This is a genomic window from Advenella kashmirensis W13003 (assembly GCF_000506985.1).
In the GTDB taxonomy this organism is placed as follows: Bacteria; Pseudomonadota; Gammaproteobacteria; order Burkholderiales; family Burkholderiaceae_B; genus Advenella; species Advenella kashmirensis_A.
This window is the reverse complement of sequence record NZ_KI650980.1, coordinates 221405-246462: the sequence shown is the minus strand read 5'-3', so window position 1 is coordinate 246462 and position 25058 is coordinate 221405. Positions and strand designations below refer to the sequence as shown.

At 56.6% G+C, this 25058-nt stretch carries 22 protein-coding genes; 7 read left to right on the top strand and 15 right to left on the bottom strand.

The window, feature by feature from the left end; all coding sequences use genetic code 11:
- Positions 1 to 51: 51 nt before the first annotated feature.
- The gene (locus tag W822_RS36025; RefSeq protein ID WP_024005520.1) at positions 52 to 717 is read right to left on the bottom strand and encodes an HAD-IA family hydrolase; all 666 of its coding nucleotides are present in this window, start codon (positions 715 to 717) and stop codon (positions 52 to 54) included.
- A gap of 19 nt (positions 718 to 736) precedes the next feature.
- On the bottom strand, positions 737 to 1690 hold the full coding sequence (locus W822_RS36020; RefSeq protein WP_031242858.1) for an RluA family pseudouridine synthase: 954 nt from the start codon (positions 1688 to 1690) through the stop codon (positions 737 to 739).
- Between the two features lie 551 nt (positions 1691 to 2241).
- On the opposite strand from W822_RS36020, the gene W822_RS36015 reads away from it, so the two are divergent.
- Positions 2242 to 5427: an Rne/Rng family ribonuclease gene (locus W822_RS36015; RefSeq protein WP_024005518.1), complete on the top strand. Its 3186-nt coding sequence runs from the start codon at positions 2242 to 2244 to the stop codon at positions 5425 to 5427.
- 121 nt (positions 5428 to 5548) lie between these two features.
- On the opposite strand, the gene W822_RS36010 is transcribed toward W822_RS36015, so the two are convergent.
- The 8 genes from W822_RS36010 to W822_RS35975 all read right to left on the bottom strand — a co-directional run bounded on the left by W822_RS36010 (position 5549) and on the right by W822_RS35975 (position 14558).
- Complete coding sequence (locus tag W822_RS36010; protein WP_024005517.1) at positions 5549 to 6508, bottom strand: Bug family tripartite tricarboxylate transporter substrate binding protein; 960 nt, start codon at positions 6506 to 6508, stop codon at positions 5549 to 5551.
- A 140-nt stretch (positions 6509 to 6648) separates the two neighbouring features.
- On the bottom strand, positions 6649 to 6828 hold the full coding sequence (locus tag W822_RS36005) for a hypothetical protein (protein WP_031242857.1): 180 nt from the start codon (positions 6826 to 6828) through the stop codon (positions 6649 to 6651).
- 1 nt (position 6829) lies between these two features.
- Positions 6830 to 8551 (bottom strand): FAD-dependent monooxygenase, encoded by a 1722-nt coding sequence (locus tag W822_RS36000; protein WP_024005515.1) that lies wholly within the window; start codon positions 8549 to 8551, stop codon positions 6830 to 6832.
- 241 nt (positions 8552 to 8792) lie between these two features.
- Positions 8793 to 9233: a MarR family winged helix-turn-helix transcriptional regulator gene (locus W822_RS35995; RefSeq protein ID WP_024005514.1), complete on the bottom strand. Its 441-nt coding sequence runs from the start codon at positions 9231 to 9233 to the stop codon at positions 8793 to 8795.
- 14 nt (positions 9234 to 9247) lie between these two features.
- Complete coding sequence (accD, locus tag W822_RS35990) at positions 9248 to 10123, bottom strand: acetyl-CoA carboxylase, carboxyltransferase subunit beta (protein ID WP_024005513.1); 876 nt, start codon at positions 10121 to 10123, stop codon at positions 9248 to 9250.
- 23 nt (positions 10124 to 10146) lie between these two features.
- Positions 10147 to 10977, bottom strand: coding sequence for a tryptophan synthase subunit alpha (gene trpA / locus W822_RS35985; protein WP_024005512.1), 831 nt, complete (start codon positions 10975 to 10977; stop codon positions 10147 to 10149).
- Between the two features lie 9 nt (positions 10978 to 10986).
- Positions 10987 to 12186 carry a tryptophan synthase subunit beta gene (trpB, locus tag W822_RS35980; protein WP_024005511.1) on the bottom strand — a complete coding sequence of 400 codons (1200 nt, stop codon included), beginning with the start codon at positions 12184 to 12186 and terminating at the stop codon, positions 10987 to 10989.
- 53 nt (positions 12187 to 12239) lie between these two features.
- Complete coding sequence (locus W822_RS35975; RefSeq protein WP_024005510.1) at positions 12240 to 14558, bottom strand: RelA/SpoT family protein; 2319 nt, start codon at positions 14556 to 14558, stop codon at positions 12240 to 12242.
- 120 nt (positions 14559 to 14678) lie between these two features.
- Between W822_RS35975 and W822_RS35970 the strand changes: the two genes are divergently transcribed.
- A complete protein-coding gene (locus W822_RS35970) occupies positions 14679 to 15188 on the top strand; it encodes an NAD(P)H-dependent oxidoreductase (protein ID WP_031242852.1) in 510 nt (169 codons plus the stop codon).
- A gap of 176 nt (positions 15189 to 15364) precedes the next feature.
- Here W822_RS35970 and W822_RS35965 read toward each other — a convergent pair whose 3' ends face one another.
- Complete coding sequence (locus W822_RS35965) at positions 15365 to 15715, bottom strand: RidA family protein (RefSeq protein ID WP_024005508.1); 351 nt, start codon at positions 15713 to 15715, stop codon at positions 15365 to 15367.
- 85 nt (positions 15716 to 15800) lie between these two features.
- A complete protein-coding gene (pncB, locus tag W822_RS35960) occupies positions 15801 to 16976 on the bottom strand; it encodes a nicotinate phosphoribosyltransferase (protein ID WP_024005507.1) in 1176 nt (391 codons plus the stop codon).
- Positions 16977 to 17092: 116 nt separating this feature from the next.
- Here pncB and fdxA point away from each other — a divergent pair, with 116 nt between their 5' ends.
- The 5 genes from fdxA to nth all read left to right on the top strand — a co-directional run bounded on the left by fdxA (position 17093) and on the right by nth (position 21266).
- Complete coding sequence (gene fdxA, locus W822_RS35955; protein ID WP_024005506.1) at positions 17093 to 17416, top strand: ferredoxin FdxA; 324 nt, start codon at positions 17093 to 17095, stop codon at positions 17414 to 17416.
- A gap of 20 nt (positions 17417 to 17436) precedes the next feature.
- Complete coding sequence (locus W822_RS35950) at positions 17437 to 18216, top strand: ferredoxin--NADP reductase (RefSeq protein WP_024005505.1); 780 nt, start codon at positions 17437 to 17439, stop codon at positions 18214 to 18216.
- A 257-nt stretch (positions 18217 to 18473) separates the two neighbouring features.
- Complete coding sequence (locus tag W822_RS35945; RefSeq protein WP_024005504.1) at positions 18474 to 19736, top strand: polyhydroxyalkanoate depolymerase; 1263 nt, start codon at positions 18474 to 18476, stop codon at positions 19734 to 19736.
- Positions 19737 to 19809: 73 nt separating this feature from the next.
- Positions 19810 to 20514 (top strand): electron transport complex subunit RsxB, encoded by a 705-nt coding sequence (gene rsxB / locus W822_RS35940; RefSeq protein ID WP_024005503.1) that lies wholly within the window; start codon positions 19810 to 19812, stop codon positions 20512 to 20514.
- Positions 20515 to 20519: 5 nt separating this feature from the next.
- Positions 20520 to 21266, top strand: a complete 747-nt coding sequence (nth, locus tag W822_RS35935) for an endonuclease III (RefSeq protein ID WP_024005502.1) — start codon at positions 20520 to 20522, stop codon at positions 21264 to 21266.
- 104 nt (positions 21267 to 21370) lie between these two features.
- Here nth and W822_RS35930 read toward each other — a convergent pair whose 3' ends face one another.
- From W822_RS35930 to W822_RS35920, 3 genes are read right to left on the bottom strand one after another with little or no spacing between them, the layout of a single operon-like run.
- Positions 21371 to 22141 (bottom strand): ABC transporter ATP-binding protein, encoded by a 771-nt coding sequence (locus W822_RS35930; RefSeq protein ID WP_024005501.1) that lies wholly within the window; start codon positions 22139 to 22141, stop codon positions 21371 to 21373.
- Positions 22138 to 23988 (bottom strand): branched-chain amino acid ABC transporter ATP-binding protein/permease, encoded by a 1851-nt coding sequence (locus W822_RS35925; RefSeq protein ID WP_024005500.1) that lies wholly within the window; start codon positions 23986 to 23988, stop codon positions 22138 to 22140. The genes W822_RS35930 and W822_RS35925 overlap by 4 nt, the downstream gene beginning before the upstream one ends.
- 3 nt (positions 23989 to 23991) lie before the next feature.
- A complete protein-coding gene (locus W822_RS35920; RefSeq protein ID WP_024005499.1) occupies positions 23992 to 25029 on the bottom strand; it encodes a branched-chain amino acid ABC transporter permease in 1038 nt (345 codons plus the stop codon).
- Between the last annotated feature and the right edge of the window lie 29 nt (positions 25030 to 25058).

The window sequence follows — 25058 nt, the reverse complement described above, 5'->3', positions numbered from 1 at the left end:
TGAGTATTGCAGCAAAAATACAACAGTGGAAACAACCCCTCTTTTTTCCGGTTAGACCGCCACTTTACGACATTGTTCCTTTAAAAATGCCTGCAATTGCGCAGGACTGTGAACAATCATGGTCGGTTTGCTGTCAACCAGTTCCCGCTCGGTGTGCGCACCATAGGTGACTGCAATACTGTCCATACCGATCGCCTGGGCCATCTGGATGTCATGCGAGGTATCGCCCACCATCACCGCCTCCTCAACCGGCAGCTCCAGTTCATCCAGAATTTCCTCAAGCATGCCTGGGTGAGGCTTGCTGAACGTCTGATCGGCTGTGCGACTGGCGTCGAAATAATGCCCGAGTTGCGTCCCGTTGAAGACCCGATCCAGTCCCACGCGGCTCTTTCCAGTTGCCACGGCCATCCGCACGCCATCGGCCTTTAATTCATCCAGCATCCGGGTCATTCCCTCGAACGTGCGCAGCTCAGGGTCCTTGAGCAGGTAGTGGATACGATAGCGCTCAAGAAACCGTGGCAGTTGCGAGGGCTTCAGGTCGGGCACCGCACGATGCAGGGCCTCGTCAAGCGACAGGCCGATCACCCAGCTGGCCTGCGCAGCGCTGGGAACCGGCAGATCCATATCGCGACAGGCGGCCTGAATAGCAGCAACAATCGAATGGGTCGAATCCATAATCGTTCCATCCCAGTCGAAAATGACAAGTGAATAAGGCATTGGTGTTTCCGTAAAATAATTAAAGGTGACTGCTCAGGGTATCGAGCAGCCGGCTGCATGCCTGTGGCAAGGGCGCCACCAGCGACAGCGGCTCCTGGGTAAGCGGATGGGGTATATCCAGCGTATGGGCGTGCAGGAACATGCGTGCAAAACCCTGGCGCGCGAAGGCAGCGCGGGTGTCGTCATTGCCGTATTTTTCATCGCCGACAATGGGAAAACCGCTAGCGGCCAGATGAACCCGTATCTGATGGGTTCTGCCGGTGCGCAATTCAGCCTTCACCAGACTATAGCGACCATAGCGGGCTTCTTTGCTGACAATGGTATGCGCCGGCTTGCCGTCGGGACGCACGCGCACGCGCCGCTCACCGTCGCGGGTCAGGTATTTTTCCAGCGGCAGGCGGATATGCTGCCGGTCATTGACCCAATCACCTTCCACCAGCGCCAGATAGCATTTTCTGCCGCGACTTTCCTTGAGCATGCCATGCAGGGCGACCAGCGCCGAGCGTTTCTTGGCAATCATCAACAACCCCGAGGTTTCCTTGTCCAGACGGTGCGCCAGCTCCAGAAAGCGGGCCTCGGGTCGCGCCGCCCGCATTTGTTCGATCACGCCGAACGACACGCCGCTGCCGCCGTGGACGGCGACGCCCGCAGGCTTATCGATCACAATCAAGGCGTCATCCTCGAAAACAATGGGAAACTCAGCGGCGGGCACCGCCCGCTTTTCATCCGGTTGCGCGACCCGCAGGGGCGGAATGCGGACCTCATCGCCCTCTTTGACCCGGTATTCAGCCTGGACCCGGCCCTTGTTTACACGCACCTGCCCGCTTCTGATGGCCTTGTACAGATGGCTCTTGGGAACCCCCTTGCACTCGCGGATCAGGAAATTATCGATGCGCTGACCGTCGGATCCGGCATCTGCACGGACCAGCCGTACAGAAAAAGTGGGTTTTTTATCAGAAGTTTGTTTGCACATACTCAAAAGAGCCTTATAATTCGGAGACCACAAAAAGACTGAATAAAACCGTCCGGCGTTGAGAAACCCGCAGTCATATAGCTGCAAGCAGGTCTCCGCCCGTCAGCCAAATACGCATTGTACCGTCCTAACGTCAATCCGCTATCTGTATTTCAGTCTTTTGAGTGACTGGCCCATGAACATGACGGCATCGGCTGGATCTGTTATTAACGCGGCAGGCCATACATCATCTGCCCACAGATTCCACCGCCATCATGTTCATAAGCGTACAGAATAAACGAAGCGCCCTGGTTTTTTATTCTTTCCTGACGGCACCGCAAGGCAACGGCAGGACGGAAACACAGAAGAATTAAACAATTGATATTACTTTACTCTGTTAATTTTCTGACTGGCTCTGCTGCACGTCGACATCCGACGGCGGACAGTCCCACATAAAGCGCCCCTGACCTGCGAGAGGTTACGCGCAGTCAGTCGTATATTCGTACGTTTCACAGTCATTCGTGGTGAGGACAACGGCGTTCGTTGCCCTCGTTTAACGGAGAAACTGCTCTATGAAACGCATGTTATTCAACGCAACGCATCAAGAAGAATTACGCGTTGCGATTGTCGACGGCCAGAAACTGATCGACATCGACATTGAAACCGCCGGCCGTGAACAACGCAAGGGAAGCATCTACAAAGGGGTCATCACTCGCATCGAGCCCGGCCTGGAAGCCTGCTTTGTCAACTACGGCCATGACCGCCACGGCTTTCTTCCCTTCAAGGAAGTGGTTCGCAGCTATTTCAAGGAAGGTGTGGATGTTCGCAGCGCGCGCATCCAGGACGCCTTGCATGAAGGCCAGGAACTCATCATCCAGGTAGAAAAGGAAGAACGCGGTAACAAGGGCGCCGCCCTGACCACCTTCATTTCCCTGGCAGGCCGCTATCTGGTCCTGATGCCCAACAATCCACGTGGCGGTGGCGTATCACGCCGCATCGAAGGCGAAGATCGCCAGGAATTGCGCGATGCCATGGAACAGCTCGATCTGCCTTCCGGCATGAGCATCATCGCCCGTACCGCCGGCATCGGCCGCAGCGTTCCCGAACTGCAGTGGGATCTAAAATATCTGCTGCAACTGTGGCGCGCCATTGATGCGGCCGCCAAAGACTATCCGGCTCCCGTCCTGATTTATCAGGAATCCAGCCTGGTCATCCGTGCCATCCGCGACTATTTCTCGCCCGATATCAGCGAAATCCTGATCGACACCGAAGCCATTACCCAGCAGGCGACTGCATTCATGCAGGACGTGATGCCTGACAATGTGAACCGGGTCAAACGCTATCAGGACGACATCCCCCTGTTTTCCCGGTTCCAGATCGAACACCAGATCGAAACCGCGTATTCCCGTACCGTCCAGTTGCCTTCCGGCGGCTCTGTCGTCATTGACCACACCGAAGCCCTGGTCGCCATCGACGTGAACTCGGCCCGGTCTACCCGCGGTGCCGACATCGAAGAAACTGCCATGCGCACCAACCTGGAAGCGGCCGAAGAAGTGGCCCGCCAGTTGCGACTGCGCGACCTGGGCGGTCTGATCGTGATCGATTTCATCGACATGGAAGACAACAAAAACCAGCGTGCCGTCGAACAGAAACTGCGTGATGCCCTGCACGTCGACCGTGCCCGGGTCCAGATGGGAAAAATTTCCCGTTTCGGCCTGATGGAACTGTCACGCCAGCGCCTGCGACCCGCCCTGAATGAAGGCTCGCATATTACCTGCCCGCGCTGTAACGGCACCGGCGTCATCCGCGATGTTGAATCCAGTGCCCTGAACGTGCTGCGTCTGCTGCAGGAAGAAGCCATGAAGGAAAACACCGCCGCCCTGCATGCGCAGGTACCGGTGGAAGTGGCAACGTTCCTCATGAACGAGAAACGTTCCGATATCGTCAAGCTCGAATCGCGCCTGAAAGTCAATCTGGTGCTGATTCCAAACAAACATTTCGAGACGCCGCATCATCATATCGAGCGCATTCGTTACGATGATTCCCGCCTGGATGATCCCAAAGCCAGTATCGATCTGATCGAAGCGCCGGAAACCACCGTGAAGTGGGAATCCACCAAAGACAAATCCGAGCACAACGAACGTCCTGAAGCACTGGTCAAGGGCATTTCGCCCGATCAGCCTGCACCAAGCGCAATCAAACCTCAGGCACCGGCACAACCTCAGCCAGTCACCTCGGCAGCCGCCCCCGGCATCCAGGGATTCCTGCAGAAAGTGCTGGCATGGCTGGGTGGCCCGAAAGAAGCCGCCCCTGCCGAAACACCTAAAGTGGCCGCACCTGCTGAAAAATCAGAAGGTCGTGGCACGCGTGGTGGCTCGCGCCAGTCAGCCGGCGGCGAGCGCGGCGGTCGCAACCGTCGCGGTGAAAAGCGCACAACCGCCAAGTCCGACGAGGACGGCGAAACCCGCCGCAACCCACGTGGTCGCCAGCGCAAGCAGGAAGACGCCGAGACCCAGGCAGCCGGCGGTGCAGATAAAACCCCGACTCCAAATACCTCTCAGGACAGCGCCAGCACAGAAGACAGCGGTGGCCGTACCCGCAGCCGTCGCGGACGGGGTCGCAACCGTCGTGGCGCAGGCGAGGAAACCGAGAACGCAGTTGCAGCGGCCACCGGCGCCGAGAGCGTCGCAACCGATGAAACAGCCGATACAGCCCAGGCCGAAAAAGCCCCTGCATCACGCCGCAGTCGCCAGGCCAGCCCGGAAACTGCCGCCCGCCCGACTCCACTGGAGCAAAGCCTGATTGACGACGATTCGGAAGATGACAACGCCCTGCCCGCAGAGGGCGAAGATGCACAGACCGGTGATGCCGAACCGCGTCGCCGTCGCCGTCGCAGCCGTCGTGGTCGCCGTCAAAACGAAACGACAGAAAGCACGCAAACCGACAAGGCGTCGTTCGTGCCCAACGAGGTGATGCTTGCCTCAGGATCTGTCGCTGCTGCTGACACTGCTGGCGAAACGGCAGCAACGGATAGTGCCGGAAGTACTGAAAGCGCAGCCAACGCTCGCAACGCCGATACCCATGCACCAGCAAACGTAGCTCCTGCTGCAGCAAAAAACGCCAATACTGTGACACAACCTGCCGCTGCAACTGACGAAACGGCAAAGCCTGCTGCTTCCGAAGCACCAGTACAATCAGCGGCGTCAGATGCCAACGAAAGCCCGGCCACACAAGCGGCCGTCGAAGCAGTGCCGGAGTCAGCGCCCGTTCAACAGCAAGATGATCAAACTGATCAAACGGCACAAGCCGAGCCCGCAGCACAGGCAAGCACGCCGGCTGCCGATCATCCTGTCGCCGCACTGGCAGAAACAACGCAGGCGGTTTCCGATAAAGCGGAACCGGCAACACCTGTCGTTGAGCAAACTGCTGTTGCTGCACACGATGAGCACGTCACCGCCGTTGAGCAGGCAACAACACCATCCGAGCCTGCAGGGCAAGAGAGTGCTGTTGAAGAAACAACGCAGGCTGTTACCGTAGCCAGCCAACCGGAACAGGTCGCCAACACCTCGCCAGTCGCCAGCAAGGAAATTCTCAAAGAGATTGTTTCCGAAGTGGGGATGGAATGGGTGGAAACCAAAGCCGGACTGACTGAAGAAGCAATGCTGGCACCACCTCCAAAACCGGCTGGACGGCCCCGCAAGGCACGTCAGCAGGCTAAGGAAGAACCGCTGGAAATCATCGAAACACGCGGCGAGTAACGCGTAGAGGGGTTGTCTGTCATTACTGGTAGACAACCTTGGTCAAGGTAAAGGAAAGCCCCTTGTCGGGTGCCGTAAGAAAACGGTGCGAATTCGACAAGGGGCTTTTTTTACGAATTGATTATTGCAGCGTAATATTCCCCGCCTTGATCACCTTGGCCCAATCTTCGCGCTCCTTGTCGGAATAGGCTTTGAAGTCAGGGCCCGACATGGGCATGATCTCGACGCCCAGGCCTTCCACTTTCTTGCGGACCTCATCTGACTCAAGTGTGTCTTTCAGATCCTTGTCCAGTTTCTTGACAACATCTTCAGGCATACCGGCCGGACCGACCAGTCCTTGCCAGGCATAAGCAACAAAATCGCCCACCCCTTCCTGCGCCATGGTGGGAACATCGGGCAACAATGGCAGGCGTTCAGGTACCGTCACGGCCAGCACACGCACCTTGCCGGCCTTGATGTTGGGCAATGAGGAGCCCAGGTCGCCAAACATCAGGTCGACCTGTCCACCGATCAGATCCTGCAATGCAGGCGCCGCCCCTTTGTATGGAACATGCACGATATCTGTTTTCGTGAGTTGCTTGAAGCGCTCCAGCGCCAGGTGGTGCGGAGAGCCGGCACCGGCCGAGCTGGCAGACAGCTTGCCCGGCGTTTTTTTCGCAGCCTCGATAAGTTCATTGACGGTCTTGTAAGGCGAATTGGCCGGCACCGCCAGCACCAGGGGGAAACGGGCCAACCCGCCAATGTAGGTGAATTTGGAAGGGTCGTACGTCAATTGCTTATACAGTGACGGATTGAATGCCAGCGTACCGGAATCAGCGGTGCCGACCATATATCCATCCGGCTTGGCACGAGAGATGGCCGATGCGCCGATGGCCGTGCCGCCACCCGGTTTGTTTTCGATAACGATGGTCTGCCCCAGCTTTTTCTCCAGGGAGGACGCAACGGTGCGTGCAATCACATCGGTGCCGCCGCCTGCCGGATAAGGAACCACCCAGGTCACCGGCCCCTCGGGCCAGGCAGCGTGTGCAGCTGTTGCACACAGCGCCAGGCTTGTAACGACCAGCCATCGTTTGATTGTCATTGTCTTTCTCCACATTGATATTGTATTTTGGTACCCGGGGTTCACGCCCCGGTTTGCAAACGCCTGTCCGGCACAAACACGCGGGCACGTGAACAGATATCTTGCCACTTTGGCAGGTCAATGACTACTGGCAATTTCCATTAGCTGTTGCGCGCCGCCTCATCGATCAGCCTGCAAATCACATCCGGCTGGCCGATCTGCTCGCTCATCAGCAGTGCCAGCCGGGTCAGCATCAGTGATTGCTGCGCCTGCGGAATTGAGTCCAGTGTTTCTGCCAAGTGGTCATAGACTGTTTCCAGCGCCTGTGTTTCTATGCTCATGTCAATTCTCCTTTTGTGCAGCACGCGCGGGCAGATACCCAAAATAATGGGAGAGGCAACCCGGTGTGTATTGGCGCCAGCGCGCGCTCACATGATGATCGGGCCTGATGACATAGATTTCACCTCCGTCTGCGGCATAGCGCTGCGACAGCAGTTCGGGCGCAACCTCATGCACGCAGGCATCGTCTTCCCGAACAGGGGCTGCCGATGCAGCACGCAGGATATGCAACCCGACAGGCTGACCGAATGCCGTGAGTGAAGCCAGTTCCTGCAGCACGGCGTCGACGTGCGCCTGGGGCGTGTCTTGTGCGCTTATGTAGACGACCTGGAATCGCCCGTCAAACTGATCGTACAAATAACCACCCCCGTTCAGGCGCAGATTGGGAAATACCACTCCGTTTTCCAATGCAACGGGCATCACGCTGTTGTCGTCCTGCGTACTGTTTAATGGTGACGTGCGATAGGCGTGCGCACGCGAGGTTCGCCAGTGAAAAAGCGGGCGTACAAAATCATGGCGCAACGAGAGCGTCAATGTGGCATCGCGCAACAAACGGTAGCCGTCGGTCGGCGGCGCCATAAAGCGGGTACTTTTGCCGGCCTCGTCAATAATTTCGCGTGCAGCGCCGACCCTGTCGTGGCTATACGTTTTCAACAGGGACGAATCGGCCTGACCGTTCGCGACCGCAGCCAGTTTCCATCCCAGATCCATGGCGTCCTGAAAACCGGTATTGGCGCCACGCACCCCGAAAATCGGCAGTAAATGTGCTGCATCACCGGCAAACAGCACACGCTGGTGAACATAGTCGGGCAGTGTCAGGGCTCTTGCTGAATACACCGACGCCCAGTCCATTTCCCATGCTTTATCCGTATAGCCCATCATTTTCAGCTGGGCATTGACTGCCTGCGCCAGATGTTCGGGCCTGAGTGCCTCTTCGCTGCTGACGTCGGCAGCCAGTTGATAGTCAAAACGCCAGATATTGTCGGGCTCTTTATGCATCAGAATGGTATTGCCTGGGTTCCATTCCGGTGAGAAAAATGCCAGTCTTTCGGTCGGCAGATCCAGATCGATCCGGATATCGACAATCACAAAACGGCCTTCGTAGCTATTGCCTTCAAGCGCCAACCCCAGTTGCTGGCGCACGGTGGAACGAGCGCCATCGGCCGCCACCAGCCAGTCGCAACGACTGCTGTACTCCCCTTTCGGCGTATCGATCACCATCTGAACGCCGGATGTGTCCTGGGTGAAGGACAACAGCCGATTGCCCCAACGCAGCTCAATCAGCGGTTGCGCCTGTATAGCCTGTACCAGATACGTTTCCAGCCAGTTCTGCTGCAAATTATTCAGTGGTGGAAAACTGTCATTTGTATCGACCGGCGTTTCCATACGAAAAACGCGCTGACCCTGGTAGTACGAGTTTCCACTGGTCCATGGCAGCGCCTTTTGCATCACGCGCCCCGCCACCCCGGCAAACTGCAGGATCTCCATTGATCTTTTGGTGAAAACGATGGCGCGGCTGCCCTCGGTGACCTGGCATTCCGGGATCAGCACGGATGACCGGATGCCATGGCGTGCCAGAATAAGTGCAGTCACCAGACCGATGGGACCGCCACCCACAATCGTGACCGGTGTGGCCGACGCGAGATCAGCCGCCGGGAAAAACGGGGCGTAAAGCGTGTATGGATGATACAGGGACGAACGGGCCTCCCGAAGGGGAAGATGCATAAAGGTCTCCAGACTCTTTCATGGGACTGGCCGTCAAAGCGTGACGGCCTTTTCTGAATATTAATTGAAAAATCAACTAAATACAATCACGTCCAGATACGGATATACCCGTATTACATCAATGCACGAGTGGCGCGCCCTCTATGGTTGCCAAAGACCTGTTCTGTGTCCTGCGGTTTGACATTTCATGAGCAGCACAAAATGAATTGAACCCGCTGATGTACTGTGAGCTATTGGCTGTCTAACCAGACAGGTTCTGATGAATTTTTCCAAACAGGGCAAACAGCTGCTGTTTTTCCCGAAGCGTCAGGGATTTGAGCGCCAGTTCGTTGCGCTGCACGATCAGGTCAACGATATCAGAGTAGACCTGTTGACCCGCTTCGGTCAGGAAAAGTTCGAAAGCGCGGGCGTCACGGCTGTCGCTGCGCTTTTCAATAATGCCTTTTTTAACCAGGGCGCCAATCGCCCGGCTCGCCTGGCTTTTGTCCAGATTGGCCAGCCGGGCCAATTGGATGACCGACGCCGTCCCGTAGTAGCCCAGAACGGCAATCGTTCGCCCTTCCCCGGCATTCAGCTCAATGCGTTCGATATCGGAGTAATCGACCTGTCGATCAATCAGTTTGGATAACTGATGCAACTGATAGGTCAGCGTTTTTTCGAGTCGAAAAGCATCGGTATCCATTCTGGCCTCCGGGTTCAGGCCGCAACCGCTTCACTGGACTGGCGCGTGAGCAGCGCCATCAGTCTGGCCAGCTCGGTGCGCAACTCACGTCGGTCGATCACCATGTCAACCGCCCCTTTTGCGAGCAGGAACTCCGCACGCTGAAAGCCTTCAGGCAGTTGTTCACGAACGGTCTGCTCAATGACCCTGGGACCTGCAAAACCAATCAACGCCTTGGGCTCGGCAATGACCACATCGCCCATGAAGGCAAAGCTGGCAGAAACCCCACCCATGGTCGGGTCGGTCAGCACACTGATAAAGGGCAGCCCTTCCTGGGCCAGCCGGGTCAGCATGGCATTGGTTTTGGCCATCTGCATCAGCGAAAACAGGCTTTCCTGCATGCGCGCGCCGCCCGAAGCGGCGACGCAGATAAAGGGCGTCTTGTTCTGAATGGCCGCCCGAACGCCGCGGGCAAAACGCTCGCCCACGACCGATCCCATTGAACCGCCCATGAAATCGAATTCAAAGCAGGCTAACACAGCGGGAACCGTGCAGATGCTGCCGCTCATGACAATCAGCGCATCGGATTCGCCCGATTTTTGGGTCGCTTCAGCCAGCCGCTCTGGATACTTGCGGCTGTCCTTGAACTTGAGCGGGTCCGTGGAACGAATGCCTTCACCAATTTCCACCCGACCGTCTGCATCGAGCAGAGAGTCGATGCGCGCACGCGCGCCCAGCCGCATGTGATAGCTGCATTTGGGGCATACGTTAACGGTTTCCACCAGATCGTCGTTATAAAGCACAGATTCGCAGGAGGGGCATTTAACCCATAGCCCTTCGGGAACCCGTCTTCCCTGCTGTTCCGTCTTTTTATTGATCCGTGGTGGAAGAATCTTGTCTAACCAACTCATTGTCTATCCTTAGTTCCAAATACTTATTTTTTGATCTGATCCAGCGCCTGCCGGATCTCTCGCAACCAGTCGCCCGCTGCCGTCACCGCCATCTCGGACGCATCTGCCTCGGGGTGCCGGGCAATGGCCTGCGTAATGGTTTCTATCAAACGACTGCCGATGACCACCGCATCGGCGGCTTCGGCCACTTTTGCAGCACTGGCTGCATCACGAATACCAAATCCCACCCCGACTGGGATGGAAACATATTTTTTAATTCCGGCCAGCCGCTCACGCACTTCATTAATGTCGATGGCGGACGAGCCGGTTATGCCCTTGAGCGATACGTAGTACAGATAACCTTCTGCCCGCTTGGCAACCGACTGGATGCGCGCCTCGGTCGAGGTCGGCGACAGCAGGAAAATGGGCGAAATGCCACGCGTACGGAGATCTGCGGAAAAATCGTCATATTCTTCCGGCGGACAGTCGACAATCAGGACACCATCGACCCCCGCTTTCTCTGCGGCGCGGGCAAACGCTTCTTGTCCCATGGCTTCTATGGGATTGGCGTACCCCATCAGTACGACAGGGGTCGTCTGGTCCATTTTACGAAATACAGCCACCATGTCCAGTACATCGCGCAACCCCACGCCTTTGGCAATCGCCCGTTCGGCGGCCTGCTGAATGATGGGGCCGTCCGCGACGGGGTCTGAAAACGGTACGCCAAGCTCAATGATATCGGCCCCCGCGCGCACCATGCCATGCATCAGGGGCACAGTCGTCGCAGGGTCGGGATCACCCGCAGCGATGTAGGGAATCAGGGCTGCGCGGCGTCCCAATCTGGCAAATGTTTTGTTGATTCGTTGCTGGCTCATGACCGTTCCTTACAGGTCCACGCCGGTGTATTCGGCAACGGTATGCATATCCTTGTCGCCCCTGCCAGACAGACACACGAGCAAAATAGCGTCGCGTGACAACGTGGGCGCCATCCTGGCGGCGTGAGCCAGGGCGTGTGAAGACTCCAGCGCAGGCATGATGCCTTCCAGCCGGCAGCATTGGCCGAAAGCGGCCAGCGCTTCGTTGTCGTCTACAGTTACGTAGGTCGCACGCTTGCTGTCATGGAGCCAGGCGTGTTCCGGACCGACACCCGGATAGTCGAGCCCCGCCGAAACGGAATGGGTTTCCTGGATCTGGCCATTGCTGTCCTGTATGACATAGGTACGGTTGCCATGCAGCACCCCGACCTTGCCGGCACTGATGGAGGCCGCGTGACGGGAGGTATTCAAACCCGCCCCGGCCGCCTCGACACCAATCAGCTGGACCTTCCCGCGGGACAGATAGGGATAGAAAATGCCCATGGCATTGGAGCCGCCGCCAACGCACGCAATAATGGCATCGGGCTGGCGGCCCGCACATGCAGGCATTTGTTCAAGGCATTCCTGGCCGATAATCTGCTGAAAGTCGCGCACCATGGCCGGGTACGGGTGCGGACCCGCTACAGTGCCGATAATGTAATAGGTATCGTCGATATGGGTAACCCAGTCGCGCATGGCTTCGTTCAGCGCATCTTTCAGGGTACGCGAGCCCGATTCCACGGGCACGACCGTTGCGCCCAGCAACTTCATTCGATATACATTGGATGCCTGCCGACGCACATCTTCGGCACCCATATAAATGACGCATTCAAGACCATAGCGGGCCGCAACCGTCGCAGTGGCCACGCCATGCTGGCCCGCACCCGTCTCGGCAATAATGCGCTGCTTGCCCATTTTGCGGGCCAGCAGAACCTGGCCGATACAGTTATTGATTTTATGGGCGCCAGTATGGTTCAGGTCTTCGCGCTTGAACCAGATTTGCGCCCCGCCCAGCTGTTCAGACCAGCGTCTGGCGTGATAAACCGGGCTGGGACGTCCGACAAAATGCGCCAGTTCATAGCGATATTCGGCAACGAAATCGGGATCTTCTTTGTATTTCTCGTAGGCTTCATTCAGTTCCGAAACAGCATGCATCAGCGTTTCGGCAACGAATACGCCACCGTAACGGCCGAAATGGCCCCTGTTGTCGGGAAAGGAATAAGCAGTCAAATTGGCTCCTGGCCTCGGGCGGAAGACGGGCGTAAACGGCTATTTTACATGTTTTAACAACGTGCAGCGCTGATAATTCCGGGGATATCCAATATGGCGTTCATGGCCTTTCGCAGTTGTTCACCGTCACGCACCTCTACCGTAAAATGCAGATGGGCGATGGATGCCTTGCTTTGCGTATTGACCCCGACCACGTTCAGTTTCATGCGCGAGAACAGCTCGGTCAGATCCTTAAGCAACCCCGCACGGTCCTGGGAATGAATCGCGATATTCACCGGGTAGACCGTCTCGCCGGTGTCCCCCCAGGTCACATCGATGACACGCTCGGGATTTTTGTTTTTCATGACGGCAAATGACGGGCAGTCACTGCGATGGATTGAGACGCCGCGCCCCCGTGTTACAAAACCGCTGATCGGATCGGGTGGGGCCGGATGGCAGCAGCGCGCCAATTGGGTAAGCAGAGAATCAACCCCCACCACCAATACCCCGCTTTTACCGGTTTTCACGGCGCTTTGGGCTGCGGACTCGCGGGCCACGATGGTATCGTAAGCCGCTGCCGGATCGGCCTCGGGCTCCTGGAAGACCGTGGCAATTTGCCTCAGGCTGAACTCATCCTTGGCTGCAGCCACATACAGGTCGTCACTATTGGCAAACCCCAGGCGCTCGGCCAGTTGTTCCAGATTGACAGCCGATTTACCCAGCCGCGCCAGTTCCTTTTCAACCATATCCTGGCCGGTGGTGATCCGCTTCTGCAATTCAATGGCATTGAACCACAGGCGAACCTTGGCGCGCGCACGAGGACTTGCGAGATAGCCCAATTGGGTATTGATCCAGTCGCGCGACGGTCCGCCGGATTTGGCGGCAATAATCTCCACGGTCTGCCCATTCAGCAGCTTGGTGTTGAGGGCCACCATCTGCCCGTCCACCCGCGCGCCCCGGCAACGATGTCCCAGGTCGGTATGCAGATGATAGGCAAAATCGACCGGTGTCGCGCCCTCTGGCAGCTCGATAACCCGCGCCTGCGGCGTCAGGACATAAATACGTTCTGACGATTTTTTGTGCTGGCGCGACTGCCTGGTCTGCGCAACCTTGGGCTCGGGGGCCGCCAGCACCGCAGCGGAGTCCTTGCCGCTTGCAGCCACCATTTCGTCGGTGAGATCGGTAGCCGGCAGGCCGACTTCCTTGCGCCACGCCAGCAACTGGCGCATCCACGAAACCTGGCGATCATACATGGAAACCGCAGCGACCTGCCCACCCTTGGGACCGGCTTCCTTGTAGCGCCAGTGCGCTGCCATGCCGTATTCGGCAAAGTCGTGCATTTTGCGGGTACGGATCTGCGCCTCGAAATTATGACCATCTGCCGTTTTCAGAACCGTATGCAGGGAACGATAGCCGTTGGGCTTGGGACGTGCGATATAGTCATCAAACTCATTCATGACCGGTGTCCAGCGTGCCTGCAACAGCGACAGCGTTGCATAACAGTCCCGCTCGCTGGCCACAATAATACGGATGGCCAGCAAATCGTATAACTGGTCAAAGCTCAAATGCTTGTTACGCATTTTATTGTAAATGCTGTAGATGTGCTTGGCCCGTCCGGATACCTCGGCCTGTACGCCCATCTCGGCCAGCGACGCCGCAATTTCATCACTGAGCGCCTGAATCCGCGCTTCGCGTTCGATGCGCCTGCCTTCCAGTTTTCGGGCAATCTCTTTGTAGGTATCGGGCGCCAGAAAGCGGAAAGACAGATCTTCCATTTCCCATTTGATCTGCCAGATGCCAAGCCGGTTGGCAAGAGAGGCGTACACATCGCGGGTTTCTTCGGCCAGTTCGATCGGGCATGGATTTTTGGTCTCGGCATACCAGCGCAAAGTCTGCAGGCGCGACGCCAGGCGGATCAGAACGATACGCAGGTCACTTGCCATGGCCAGCAGCATTTTGCGCAGCATTTCACGCTGGTCAGACGATTCGTTGCGTCCCCTGGACGACGCGTTGCGCGCGATCGCCCCGATTCGCAGCAGCGCGCGCGAACCATTGATCAGACTGAACGTTTCAAGTCCGAACAGACTGATCAGCTCATCTTTACGATCCACCTCTGACTCGTCTTCCAGGTCAATGGGAATCGCCAGCACCAGTGCGGCCACAAGCGTTGCGGCATCCAGTTGCAGAAGCGACAAGATACGCAGTACGCCCTTGGCGTGCTGAATGGATGGCTCGCCGGTTGCAATTTCCGCACGCTGCAAAATCGGTGCGCACCAGTCGATTGCCTTCTCTACCATGCTGCGGCCAGCCTCATCCAGGCCGGCACAAACAGCATCCATCCATGCGCTATCTTGCAGGGAATCGGGTGTGAATGCGGGATCGTTGGTTTTCATGAGTGCGGCAGGTAAGTCGGATAATGCCGTATTTTAACGCTCCCCGGTCCAAAAGAGCAGACTTGCGTCATTTGTTTATCCAGTAGACAATATAATCCAACACGCTGACTTATTTATTTTATGCCAACTGAAATTGCGTCTGCTTCGTTGCTGATTGTGTGGCACTCTCGCACGGGTGCAGCCGAGCAGGCAGCGCAATGCGCCTGTGATGCGGCGATGGCCATTCGCGCCGAACTCAATGACACGCACACGATACGGTTGAAACGCGCCGCCGATGTCACTGCCCAGGATATGCTTGACGCCCAGGCCTATTTGTTTTGCGCGCCCGAAAATCTGGCCTCGCTGGCCGGTGAAATGAAGGAGTGTTTCGACAGGCTTTACTACCCCTTGCTGCATCGTATCGAAGGCCGTTTGTTCAGTGTGATTATTACGGCGGGCAGCGATGGCCAGGGTGCGCTGACCCAGGTTCGGCGCATTTGCCAGGGCTGGCGACTGAATGAACGTGTGCCGGGCCTGATCCTGAATATGCAAAGCGATACCGAAGCGGCCATTCTGGCGCCCAAAACGCTTTCGAATGAACAACGCCGACAGGCTGAAGAAATCGGCGCGACACTCTTTGCCCTGCTGTGATCAACGTTGTTGCTTCATACGCCAGACGATCACGTCGCCCCCTGCCCGCCCTGTCAGGTCTGCCGTGTCAAGCCTGTACTGTTAAGCCCATCCAGTCGGGCACGCCCTGTCTGGTCTGTGCGAGCGCATTGCCTTCAGGCAGCGTCGCTCTCTCAAAAACAGGGACAACCGACCCTTTACAGCGCCGCCGTGGCCACGATCTCCACTTTATAGTCGGGGTTGGCCAGGCGCGCTTCGATGGTTGCGCGCGGCGGTGCGTTTTCTTTTGACACCCATTCGTCCCATGCCTTGTTCATTTGGTCGAATTCTTTCATATTTGCCACGAATATCTGGACCATCAGCAAACGTTCCTTGCTGGTGCCGGCTTCCTTGAGCAGGGTATCGATCATTCCCAGCACCTGCCGGGTCTGCCCCTGCATATCGAGCGTGGCATCGTCGGGCACCTGACCCGCAAGATAAACAACACCGTTGAATACGGCCATATCGGACAGGCGGCTGCCTACGTTGGTACGCTTGATATCACTCATCACTGACTCCTGTGTGAACATTGTCAAAAGCGTGCATTATCACACACTCGGCAAACGCCGGGCGCAAACGGCAAATGATTTTTTCTCAGGCGGCAGGCAGGTCAAAGACGTGACGCAAATAGCTCAGATAGGCCGGATCGTCGCACATGGTCTTTTCGGGCTCGTCCGACACTTTGGCCACCGGCTGCCCATTGCAGCGGACCATCTTCATGACAATCTGCAGCGGTTTGACACCCAGATCGTTGGTCAGATTGGTGCCGATGCCGAATGAGACCTTGCAGCGCCCATTGAAGCGACGGTGAATATCCATGGCCACCGGAAAACTCAGACCATCGGAAAACACCAGCGTTTTGGTGGATGGATCTACCCGGTTATTACGATAATGGGCCAGCAGGCGCTCGCCCCATTCAAACGGATCGCCCGAATCGTGGCGGGCACCATCGAACAGTTTGCAGAAATACATGTCGAAATCGCGTAAAAACGCGTTGGTGCCGTAGACATCAGACAGTGCAATACCAAGGTCGCCGCGATATTCGTTGGCCCATTTTTCCAGCGCAAACACCTGAGAGTCGCGCAGGCGCGGCCCCAAAGCCTGGCAGGCCTGCAAATACTCATGACCCATGGTCCCCAGCGGAGTGACGCCATATTGGCGGGCCATCAGGACATTGCTGGTGCCGGCAAAACTGGCCCCCATCTGTTTTTGAAGCGTTTGCACCACTTCGTGATGCCATTCGCCGGAAAAACGACGACGGGTACCATATTCGGCAACCTTGAAGTTATCCATATCCGGCGCATCGGTAATCAGGCGGATTTTCTCTTCAAGACGCCGCCGCCCTTCTTCGTAATCCAGATCGGGCGCCTTGTTGCGGAAATACACCTCATTGACGATCGCCAGCACGGGGATTTCAAACAGAATCGTATGCAGCCATGACCCTTTGACTTCAATGGAAATTTCGCCCGGTTCCGCACCCGGCGCGACCGAAATGCACTTTTCCGGCAAATGAAAGAGGCCCAGAAATTCGATAAAATCGCCCTTGATAAAACGCAGATTGCGCAAATAATCCAGTTCTCCCTCGGTGAACCGAAGCTGGCACAAATCGTGGATTTCCCTGCGGATTTCTTCAATATAAGGCTGCAGGTCAATGCCTTTGGAGCGGCATTTGAAGCGATATTCGACCTGTGCGCCCGGAAAATGATGCAGTACCACCTGCATCATGCTGAACTTGTACAGGTCGGTGTCTAGGAGAGATTGGATGATCATGATAACGTCAAGGGTGTTTTTATAACCATATCACAGCCATAGGGTTTTGAGCATCTTGGCTGAAAGATTAGGTAAAATCCTAATTTGACAAATAAATAATTTTATCTGGAGTGGTAATGACTCACGTCGTGACCGAAAACTGCATCAAATGTAAGTACACCGATTGTGTCGATGTCTGTCCGGTGGATTGCTTCAAGGAAGGCCCCAATTTTCTGATTATCGATCCGGACGAGTGCATCGACTGCGCCGTCTGTATTCCCGAATGTCCGGCCAACGCCATCTTCGCCGAAGAAGATGTGCCTCAGGACCAGATGAAGTTCATCGCGATCAATGCGGAGCTCAGCGCTGAATTTACCACCATCAGCCGCTCTGTCAAACCGCTGCCCGACGCCGATGAGTGGAACGGGAAAGAAGACAAACTGCAATTTCTGGAACGCTGACCAAGGCCCAAACCCGCTGTATGACACAGGAAAAATATACCCGACAGACCATCACCGCCCGCACCGAGTGGATACCTGGAAAACTGTTTTCCATTACAACCACCCGAGATCCGGCCTTTCAGTTCGTGCCTGGTCAGTTCGCCCGCCTGGGCCTGCCGGAAAACCCCCAGATCAATGCAGCGCCCGACCTCTGGCGCGCCTATTCCATGGTGACGCCGCCCCATGCGAACGAATTGGCATTCTATTCGATCGTCGTGCCCGATGGTCTGTTCAGCCCACGTCTGCGCGACCTGCAGATCGGCGATGCCATCTATATCGACAAAACCGCATTCGGCTTTATGACGCCTGAGCGTTTCCCCCAGGGCGGCCAGTTGTGGATGCTGGCGACCGGCACCGGCCTGTCGGCCTATTTGCCCATGCTGGACGATCCCAATACCTGGCAGCAATTTGAGAAAATCATTCTGGTGCATGGCGTGCGCGAGGCAAACGAATTGACCTACCAGGACGATATCGCGCGCTTTGCCCGCACGCATGCCCGTCATGAAGGCCAGTTCACCTACCTGCCGGCCACTTCACGCGAAAAGCTGCCAGGCGCCCCGCAGGCGCGCATTACCACGCTCATTGAAACCGGTGAACTGGAAAGCCTGGCCAACGCAACACTGGACCCGGCCGTGGCCCGCGTCATGCTCTGCGGCAACCCGGCCATGGTCACGGATGCCCGCAAGCTTCTGACCGACAAGGGGTTTGCGCCCGGCCGCCGTGGCATCCCCGGCTCTCTCGCCGTCGAAAACTACTGGTAAACCGCGCCGGCAGACAGCGTGGCCTGCCGTCTAAACCGAAAAACAGGCAACTCAGTACATAACCGCATGGAATTTTGTCAGATTTGTTGCTAGTATTAGTCGACCATCGTCAATATATTGCATCGCAACAACACTTTGCGCCTTATTTCACGATTCTTAACGGAACGTTGCGATGCATTCATATGAATGAACCAGGGCAATGTTAGAATTTTCACATTAAAACGCCGACCCTCGTCGGATACGGACCCACTATGATTATGCTTTACCAGCTTCATGAGCTCACCCGTAGCATTCTGTCGCCGATGGCATCGTTCACTCAAATCGGCTCCAATCTCTTCACCAATCCCTTCAGCCCCTATACCTACCTGCCCTTGTCAAAAAACATTGCAGCCGGCTTTGAGCTGTTCCACCGCTTGGGCAAGGATTACGAGAAACCCGAATGGAATATTGATTCGGTCACCGTGAATGGCAAAAAAAGCGCCATTACCATGACCACGACCCTGGCCAGGCCCTTTTGCAATCTGATTCATTTCGAGCGCGAGCACAGCTGCATCCCGCAGGGGGATCCCAAAGTTCTGATCGTGGCGCCACTGTCGGGTCACCACGCCACGCTGCTGCGCGATACCGTCAAAACCATGCTGACCCGTTTTGATGTCTATGTAACAGACTGGATTGATGCACGCATGGTGCCGCTCAGCAAGGGTCCCTTTCACCTGGACGACTACGTTGATTACGTGCGCGAATTCATTCGTGTTGTAGGGCCCGACATGCACGTTATGTCCGTCTGTCAGCCGACCGTACCGGTACTGGCCGCCGTCTCGCTCATGGCTTCGGCCGGCGAAAACGACATCATGCCCCGCTCCATGATCATGATGGGCGGCCCCATCGATACACGGCTGTCTCCCACCCAGGTCAACAGTCTGGCCGATAACAATCCGTTTTCCTGGTTCGAGAACAAGCTGATTCATGTGGTGCCGGGTCGCTATCCCGGTGCCGGACGCAAGGTCTATCCGGGCTTTCTGCAACATGCCGGTTTTGTCGCCATGAATCCGGACAAACATATGGAAGCGCATTACGACTTCTATATGAACCTGATGTCCGACCAATTGTCCGAAGCTGACCATCATCGTCGCTTCTACGACGAGTACAACGCCGTGCTGGATCTTCCCGCCGAATACTATCTGGATACCATTCGCGTGGTGTTCCAGGATCATCTGCTGCCCAAAGGCGAATGGAAAGTACGCGACGAGCTGGTCAAGCCCCAGGATATTCACAACAGCCGCCTGCTGACGATCGAAGGTGAAAACGACGATATCACGGGTTACGGCCAGACCGAAGCAGCGCAAAAACTGTGTTCCGGCCTGAAAAAAGAAGACAGAAAGCATTTTCTGGCCAAAGGCTGTGGCCATTACGGAATTTTCTCGGGTTCCAAATGGAGGAAACAAATCTTCCCCGTCGTACAGGCCTTTATCGAAGAAACCGAAGAAAAGTACAACAGTCAGCGCGCTGCAGCCGCCTGAAAGCAACTGGCGCTGCCATTTTCGGTACAATGAGAGGGACGCAGCCAGGCTGCGTCCTTTTTTATTGCCCCCTATGAACCACGCCCAGCTGATTGACCGCATTGATGCGGTCCTACCCCAAACACAATGCACCCAATGCGGCTTTGAAGGCTGCCGCCCCTACGCGCGCGCCCTTGCGGCCGGCGAGACGCTCATCAACCGCTGCCCCCCGGGCGGCGATGCCGGTGTTGCAAAGCTGGCCGCAGTACTCGACACCCCCGTGCTGCCGCTGGATGAATCCTGTGGCCAGCCCGGCCCGCTGTTGCTGGCCGTCATCGACGAAGCGCACTGCATCGGTTGCACGCTGTGTATTCGCGCCTGTCCGGTCGATGCCATCCTGGGCGCCAATAAATTCATGCACACCGTGATTCCAGACCTATGCTCCGGCTGTGACCTGTGTATTGCCCCCTGTCCCGTGGACTGCATAACGATGGTCGACGCGGGTCGGGAATGGACGCAAGCGGATGCCGATGCCGCGCGCACACGCCACGAACAACGCGCACAACGCTTGCAGCGGCAGGCACTGGAAAAAGAAGAACGCCTGCGTCTGGCAAGCGTGAAGGCAGCGAAGGCCAATGAACCCGCCGACGCTGCCCCCACAACAATGCCAATATCTGCAGGGAGCGCCGCTGCGACGCCGCCTGGCGCCGCCTCGGCCGACGACGCTAAAAAAGCCGCCATCGCACAGGCACTTGAACGCGCCCGAGCGCGCCGACAAAAAAACAGCCCCCAGGACTGACCGACATGAACGCAGAAAAACGCCGCCAGATCTTCGAGCGATTGGCCGCCGCCAACACCAATCCGACAACCGAGCTGGAATACGAGAACACATTTCAGCTGCTGATTGCCGTACTGCTTTCGGCTCAGGCGACGGACAAATCCGTCAACCTGGCGACACGCCATATTTTTGATACCTGTAAGACGCCCCAGGACATACTGGATATGGGCCTGGATACGTTCACAGAAAAAGTGCGCACCATTGGCCTGTACAAGACCAAGGCCAAAAACGCGCTGGCCACCTGTGCCATTCTGCAGGAGCAATACAACGGTGCCGTGCCCGACACCCGTGAAGCGCTGGAAGCGCTGCCGGGTGTCGGACGCAAAACCGCCAACGTGGTACTCAACACCGCCTTTGGCCAGCCTGCCATGGCTGTTGACACGCATATCTTCCGCGTATCCAACCGCACCGGCCTGGCGCCGGGCAAGAACGTGAGCGAAGTCGAAGACAAACTGATGCGATTCGTTCCCAAGGAATACCTACTGGATGCGCACCACTGGCTGATCCTGCACGGTCGCTATATTTGCGTAGCACGTGCACCCAAATGCCTGCAGTGCGGTATTGAAGATTTGTGTGAGTTCAAGGAAAAAAACCTGGGCACCCCGCCGAAAAAACGACCCGCAAAAAAGGCTGCGTCTGTGCGAAAGGTGGTCAAAAAAACGCCGGCTGCACGGACCTCAGCAAAAAAGACGACAGGCAAAGATAAGCATTGAAGTATTGCAAAAGTCATCAGCGCCGACCCCGATTTTCAAGGCAGATAAACCGAAAAAAATATGAAAAAATTTATCACCGGTTTTGTGGCGGGTCTTTAAAAAATTTACTTTTCTACGGCCTGCTCCACCTGCCCGGCACTTGCATTCCCAAATCCCAGATAACTCTGTGCCACACCAGGATCGGCGCGCAGGCGCTCGGATTCGCCTGCCATGGCCACCTCTCCCATCTCCAGCACATAACCGTAATCTGCCGCCTGCAACGCGGCGCGGGCGTTCTGCTCCACCAGTAAAATCGACACTCCGGTTTCCCGCAGACGCAGAATGGTGCGGAAGACTTCCTGTACCACACGTGGCGCCAGCCCCAGGCTGGGTTCATCCAGCATCAGCAACGTAGGCTTTGACATCATGGCCCGGCCCACGGCAAGCATCTGCCTTTCGCCACCCGACAGCGTACCGGCACGCTGATCACGCCGCTCAAGCAAGCGGGGAAACAATTGATAAACCTGGTCCAATGTATCGCGCCAGCCGGCCACACGCCGATGATACTGGCGAAAGCCGCCAAGCAACAGATTGTCCTGTACCGACATACTGGTAAAGAGCTCGCGTTTCTCGGGCACCAGGCATAACCCTTCTGCTACCCGCTCTTCAACGGGCATGCGCGAGATATCCTGCCCGCGATAGATGATGCGCCCCTGGGCGCGTCCGGACACGGGCAGCGCGCCCATCAGCGTATTGAGCAAGGTAGACTTGCCGGCGCCATTGGCCCCGATCACCGTGATCACCTGCCCCTGATCCATATGCAGGCTCACATTGTTCACGGCGCGCACTTTGCCATATTGCGCGCTGATATCATGTGCTTCAAGCAGTCTGCTCATGCATGCACCTCATTATTACCTACATTGCCCACAGGCGGTTCATCGACAACCACCTCATCGTCCAGTCCACCCAGATAAGCCTGTAGTACTTTTTCGTTCTGTTGAATCTGCGCCGGGGAGCCTTCTGCAATTTTTGTGCCGAAGTCCATGACCACCAGATGATTGGTCAGCTTCATCACGAAATCCATGTCGTGCTCCACCAGCAGAATGCTCATGCCTTCATCGCGCAGGGCAGACAGTACCTCAGCCAGCTCCTGCTTTTCCAGATAGCGCAGGCCCGCTGCCGGTTCATCCAGCAACAGCAAAGAAGGATCCAGCGCCAGCGCACGCGCCACTTCGACAATGCGCTGTTTACCCAGCGACAGATTGCCCGCCAGTTCATGCATCGACTCGGCCAGTCCAACCCGCTCCAGCTGTATCGCCGCTTCGCGCAGCAACGCTGCTTCATCCTGCCGGTCCAATCGCAAAAGGCTGCGCAGCGCGCCGGCGGAGCGGCGCAGATGCGCACCCAGCGCCACATTTTCCAGCACACTCATCTGTGGCAACAATTGGGTATGCTGAAAGCTTCGGGCAACACCCAAGCGTGCAATTTCTTCGGCCGTGGCAGAGGCCAGCGGTTTGCCGCGGAACACGATAGAACCGGAAGTCAGCGGCAGGACACCGGTAATCAGATTGAAGGTCGTGCTTTTACCCGCACCATTGGGGCCGATCAGGCCGACGATCTGGCCGGCGTTGACGGAAAAATCAATATCATTGACCGCGACAAGGCCACCGAACTGCTTGCGTATGGTCTTGACCTGCAACAGCGTGCTGTCTTTTTGAGGTTTCTCTTTTTTATCCAGCAAAGGCGCTTCGCTCCACCACGATGACGCCGCTGTCACCCGCGTTCCGCCCTTGCGAAACAGACTGGAAAAAAAACCGGTGACGATCGGCCATAAACCGTCACGGGCATGGTGCAGTACGAGCACCACCAGTACGCCGAATACGATCAACTCAAAATTGGTAGAAGTGTCGAACAGGCGTGGCGCAATGTCCTGAATCTGGTCTTTGAGCGTCAGAATAACGGCGGCGCCGAAAATCCCGCCCCATACCGACGCCACACTACCCACCACCATCATAAACAGGTATTCAATCCCGTAATTGATGCCAAAGGTACTGGGGCTGACTGCACGCTGTTCGTGCGCGTAGAGCCACCCGGCCAGGCCAGCCAATACCGCAGCATAGATAAACGCAATCACTTTGTAATGGAAGGTATGCACGCCGAAAGACTGGGCCATTTTTTCGCCATTTTTCAATGAACGAATGGCGCGGCCGCTGCGCGAGTTCAGCAGGTTGATGCCTGTCCAGGCCGCGAGCAAGACCACAAACCAGATCAAATAGTAGATGCTTTGCGCCTGCAGCAACGGGTAGCCGAAAAATGAAATCGGGGGGATGCCAGGGATTCCGTCGTGCCTGCCCAGAAATGGCATATTGCCGTACAGATAATAGAAGATCAGGCACACAGCGATCGTGGCCAGCGACAGATAGTGCCCCGACAGACGCAAGGTGATCTGCGCCAGGATAAAGGCCAGCAGCAACGTCAGCACAATACCCAGGATCAGGCCCAGCCAGGGCGACTGCGCATGAACAGTGGTGAGCCACGCACTCGCGTATGCCCCCACACCGACAAACGTCGCCTGACCGAACGAAGTCAGGCCGCCGACGCCGGTCAGCACCACCAGACCGATTACCACCAGGCTGGCAATCCCGATGGCGTTAAGCTGATTGATCCAGAATTCGGGAACGCCAGGTATCAGCGGCACTACCGCCAGCAAGAGGATAAATACCAGTACAGGCCATTTTTTCATGCCCTACTCCTCTTCGTCGTGACGGCTGGTCACAGACAAAATCAGCAGCACCGGAATAATCAGGCCAAACACAATCACTTCTTTATACTCACTTGCCCAGAAAGTCGAAAACGATTCGATGATCCCCACCAGCAGCGCGCCTGCAGCGGCAATCGGATAACTTATCAGGCCGCCGATAATGGCGCCGACAAAACCCTTGAGCCCAATCATAAAGCCGGTCTCATAGGTAAGAGAAATAAACGACACAATCATAATGCCCGAGAGCACGCCGACAATGGATGACAGCAAAAAGGTCAGGACCCCGGACATGCTGGTGCTGATGCCCACCAGTCGCGCCCCGCGCCGGTTGACGGCAGTCGCGCGCAGCGCCTTGCCGTACAGGGTGTAGCCGAAGAACAGCCACAATGCCACGATAATCACAACCGTCATCGCGATCACAAACAGGCTCTGATACGTCCAGGTCAGCCCGAACAGATCAAGCTGCCCGTCGAAAAACGGCTCGGACACCAGACGCCCTTCTGCCCCGAAGAAAACGAGCCCCATGCCAACAAAAGCAAAGTGCACAGCAATCGACACGACAAAAAGCGCCAGCACCGAACTTTCGGCAATCGGTTCATAAGCCAGCTTGTATAGCATCGGGCCCAGCGGCACGACCAGCAGCAAAGCCAGCAGCGCCTTGATCCACAAGGAGGGTTCCGTCGCCAGAACAGCCGGGACGGCAAAGAATACCGCCAGCGGCAAGGCCAGGCTGAACAACGCAGACCCGATCAGGGTGCCGGCCGGCTTGCCGCGAAACACCAGCCACAGCTCACGCAGGAACACCAGCGCCCCGCCGACCATCAGCAACCAGCGATTGCCGGGCACCTGGTTATCTGCCATCAATGCAAAAGACAGCGCACCATAGGTAACAAACTCGCCCTGCACAATCAGAATAATGCGTGTGACTGCGAACACCAGAACCAGCGATACCGCCAGCAAGGCATAAATGACGCCTGTGACGATCCCGTCCTGCATCAGAATCTTTGCAATTGACCAATCCATTGTCTTTCCGTTATTTCTTTACCGCAAGC

What these genes read in the sequence shown, in the direction of transcription:
- accD (WP_024005513.1), bottom strand. Translation starts at nt 10,123, where the DNA reads ATGAGTTGGTTAGACAAGATTCTTCCACCACGGATCAATAAAAAGACG.
- W822_RS35950 (WP_024005505.1), top strand. Translation starts at nt 17,437, where the DNA reads ATGACACAGGAAAAATATACCCGACAGACCATCACCGCCCGCACCGAG.
- W822_RS36005 (WP_031242857.1), bottom strand. Translation starts at nt 6,828, where the DNA reads ATGAGCATAGAAACACAGGCGCTGGAAACAGTCTATGACCACTTGGCA.
- W822_RS35920 (WP_024005499.1), bottom strand. Translation starts at nt 25,029, where the DNA reads ATGGATTGGTCAATTGCAAAGATTCTGATGCAGGACGGGATCGTCACA.
- nth (WP_024005502.1), top strand. Translation starts at nt 20,520, where the DNA reads ATGAACGCAGAAAAACGCCGCCAGATCTTCGAGCGATTGGCCGCCGCC.
- W822_RS36020 (WP_031242858.1), bottom strand. Translation starts at nt 1,690, where the DNA reads ATGTGCAAACAAACTTCTGATAAAAAACCCACTTTTTCTGTACGGCTG.
- W822_RS35945 (WP_024005504.1), top strand. Translation starts at nt 18,474, where the DNA reads ATGCTTTACCAGCTTCATGAGCTCACCCGTAGCATTCTGTCGCCGATG.
- W822_RS35975 (WP_024005510.1), bottom strand. Translation starts at nt 14,558, where the DNA reads ATGAAAACCAACGATCCCGCATTCACACCCGATTCCCTGCAAGATAGC.
- W822_RS35970 (WP_031242852.1), top strand. Translation starts at nt 14,679, where the DNA reads ATGCCAACTGAAATTGCGTCTGCTTCGTTGCTGATTGTGTGGCACTCT.
- W822_RS35925 (WP_024005500.1), bottom strand. Translation starts at nt 23,988, where the DNA reads ATGAAAAAATGGCCTGTACTGGTATTTATCCTCTTGCTGGCGGTAGTG.
- pncB (WP_024005507.1), bottom strand. Translation starts at nt 16,976, where the DNA reads ATGATCATCCAATCTCTCCTAGACACCGACCTGTACAAGTTCAGCATG.
- fdxA (WP_024005506.1), top strand. Translation starts at nt 17,093, where the DNA reads ATGACTCACGTCGTGACCGAAAACTGCATCAAATGTAAGTACACCGAT.
- rsxB (WP_024005503.1), top strand. Translation starts at nt 19,810, where the DNA reads ATGAACCACGCCCAGCTGATTGACCGCATTGATGCGGTCCTACCCCAA.
- W822_RS36025 (WP_024005520.1), bottom strand. Translation starts at nt 717, where the DNA reads ATGCCTTATTCACTTGTCATTTTCGACTGGGATGGAACGATTATGGAT.
- trpA (WP_024005512.1), bottom strand. Translation starts at nt 10,977, where the DNA reads ATGAGCCAGCAACGAATCAACAAAACATTTGCCAGATTGGGACGCCGC.
- W822_RS35965 (WP_024005508.1), bottom strand. Translation starts at nt 15,715, where the DNA reads ATGAGTGATATCAAGCGTACCAACGTAGGCAGCCGCCTGTCCGATATG.
- W822_RS35930 (WP_024005501.1), bottom strand. Translation starts at nt 22,141, where the DNA reads ATGAGCAGACTGCTTGAAGCACATGATATCAGCGCGCAATATGGCAAA.
- W822_RS36010 (WP_024005517.1), bottom strand. Translation starts at nt 6,508, where the DNA reads ATGACAATCAAACGATGGCTGGTCGTTACAAGCCTGGCGCTGTGTGCA.
- W822_RS36015 (WP_024005518.1), top strand. Translation starts at nt 2,242, where the DNA reads ATGAAACGCATGTTATTCAACGCAACGCATCAAGAAGAATTACGCGTT.
- W822_RS35995 (WP_024005514.1), bottom strand. Translation starts at nt 9,233, where the DNA reads ATGGATACCGATGCTTTTCGACTCGAAAAAACGCTGACCTATCAGTTG.
- W822_RS36000 (WP_024005515.1), bottom strand. Translation starts at nt 8,551, where the DNA reads ATGCATCTTCCCCTTCGGGAGGCCCGTTCGTCCCTGTATCATCCATAC.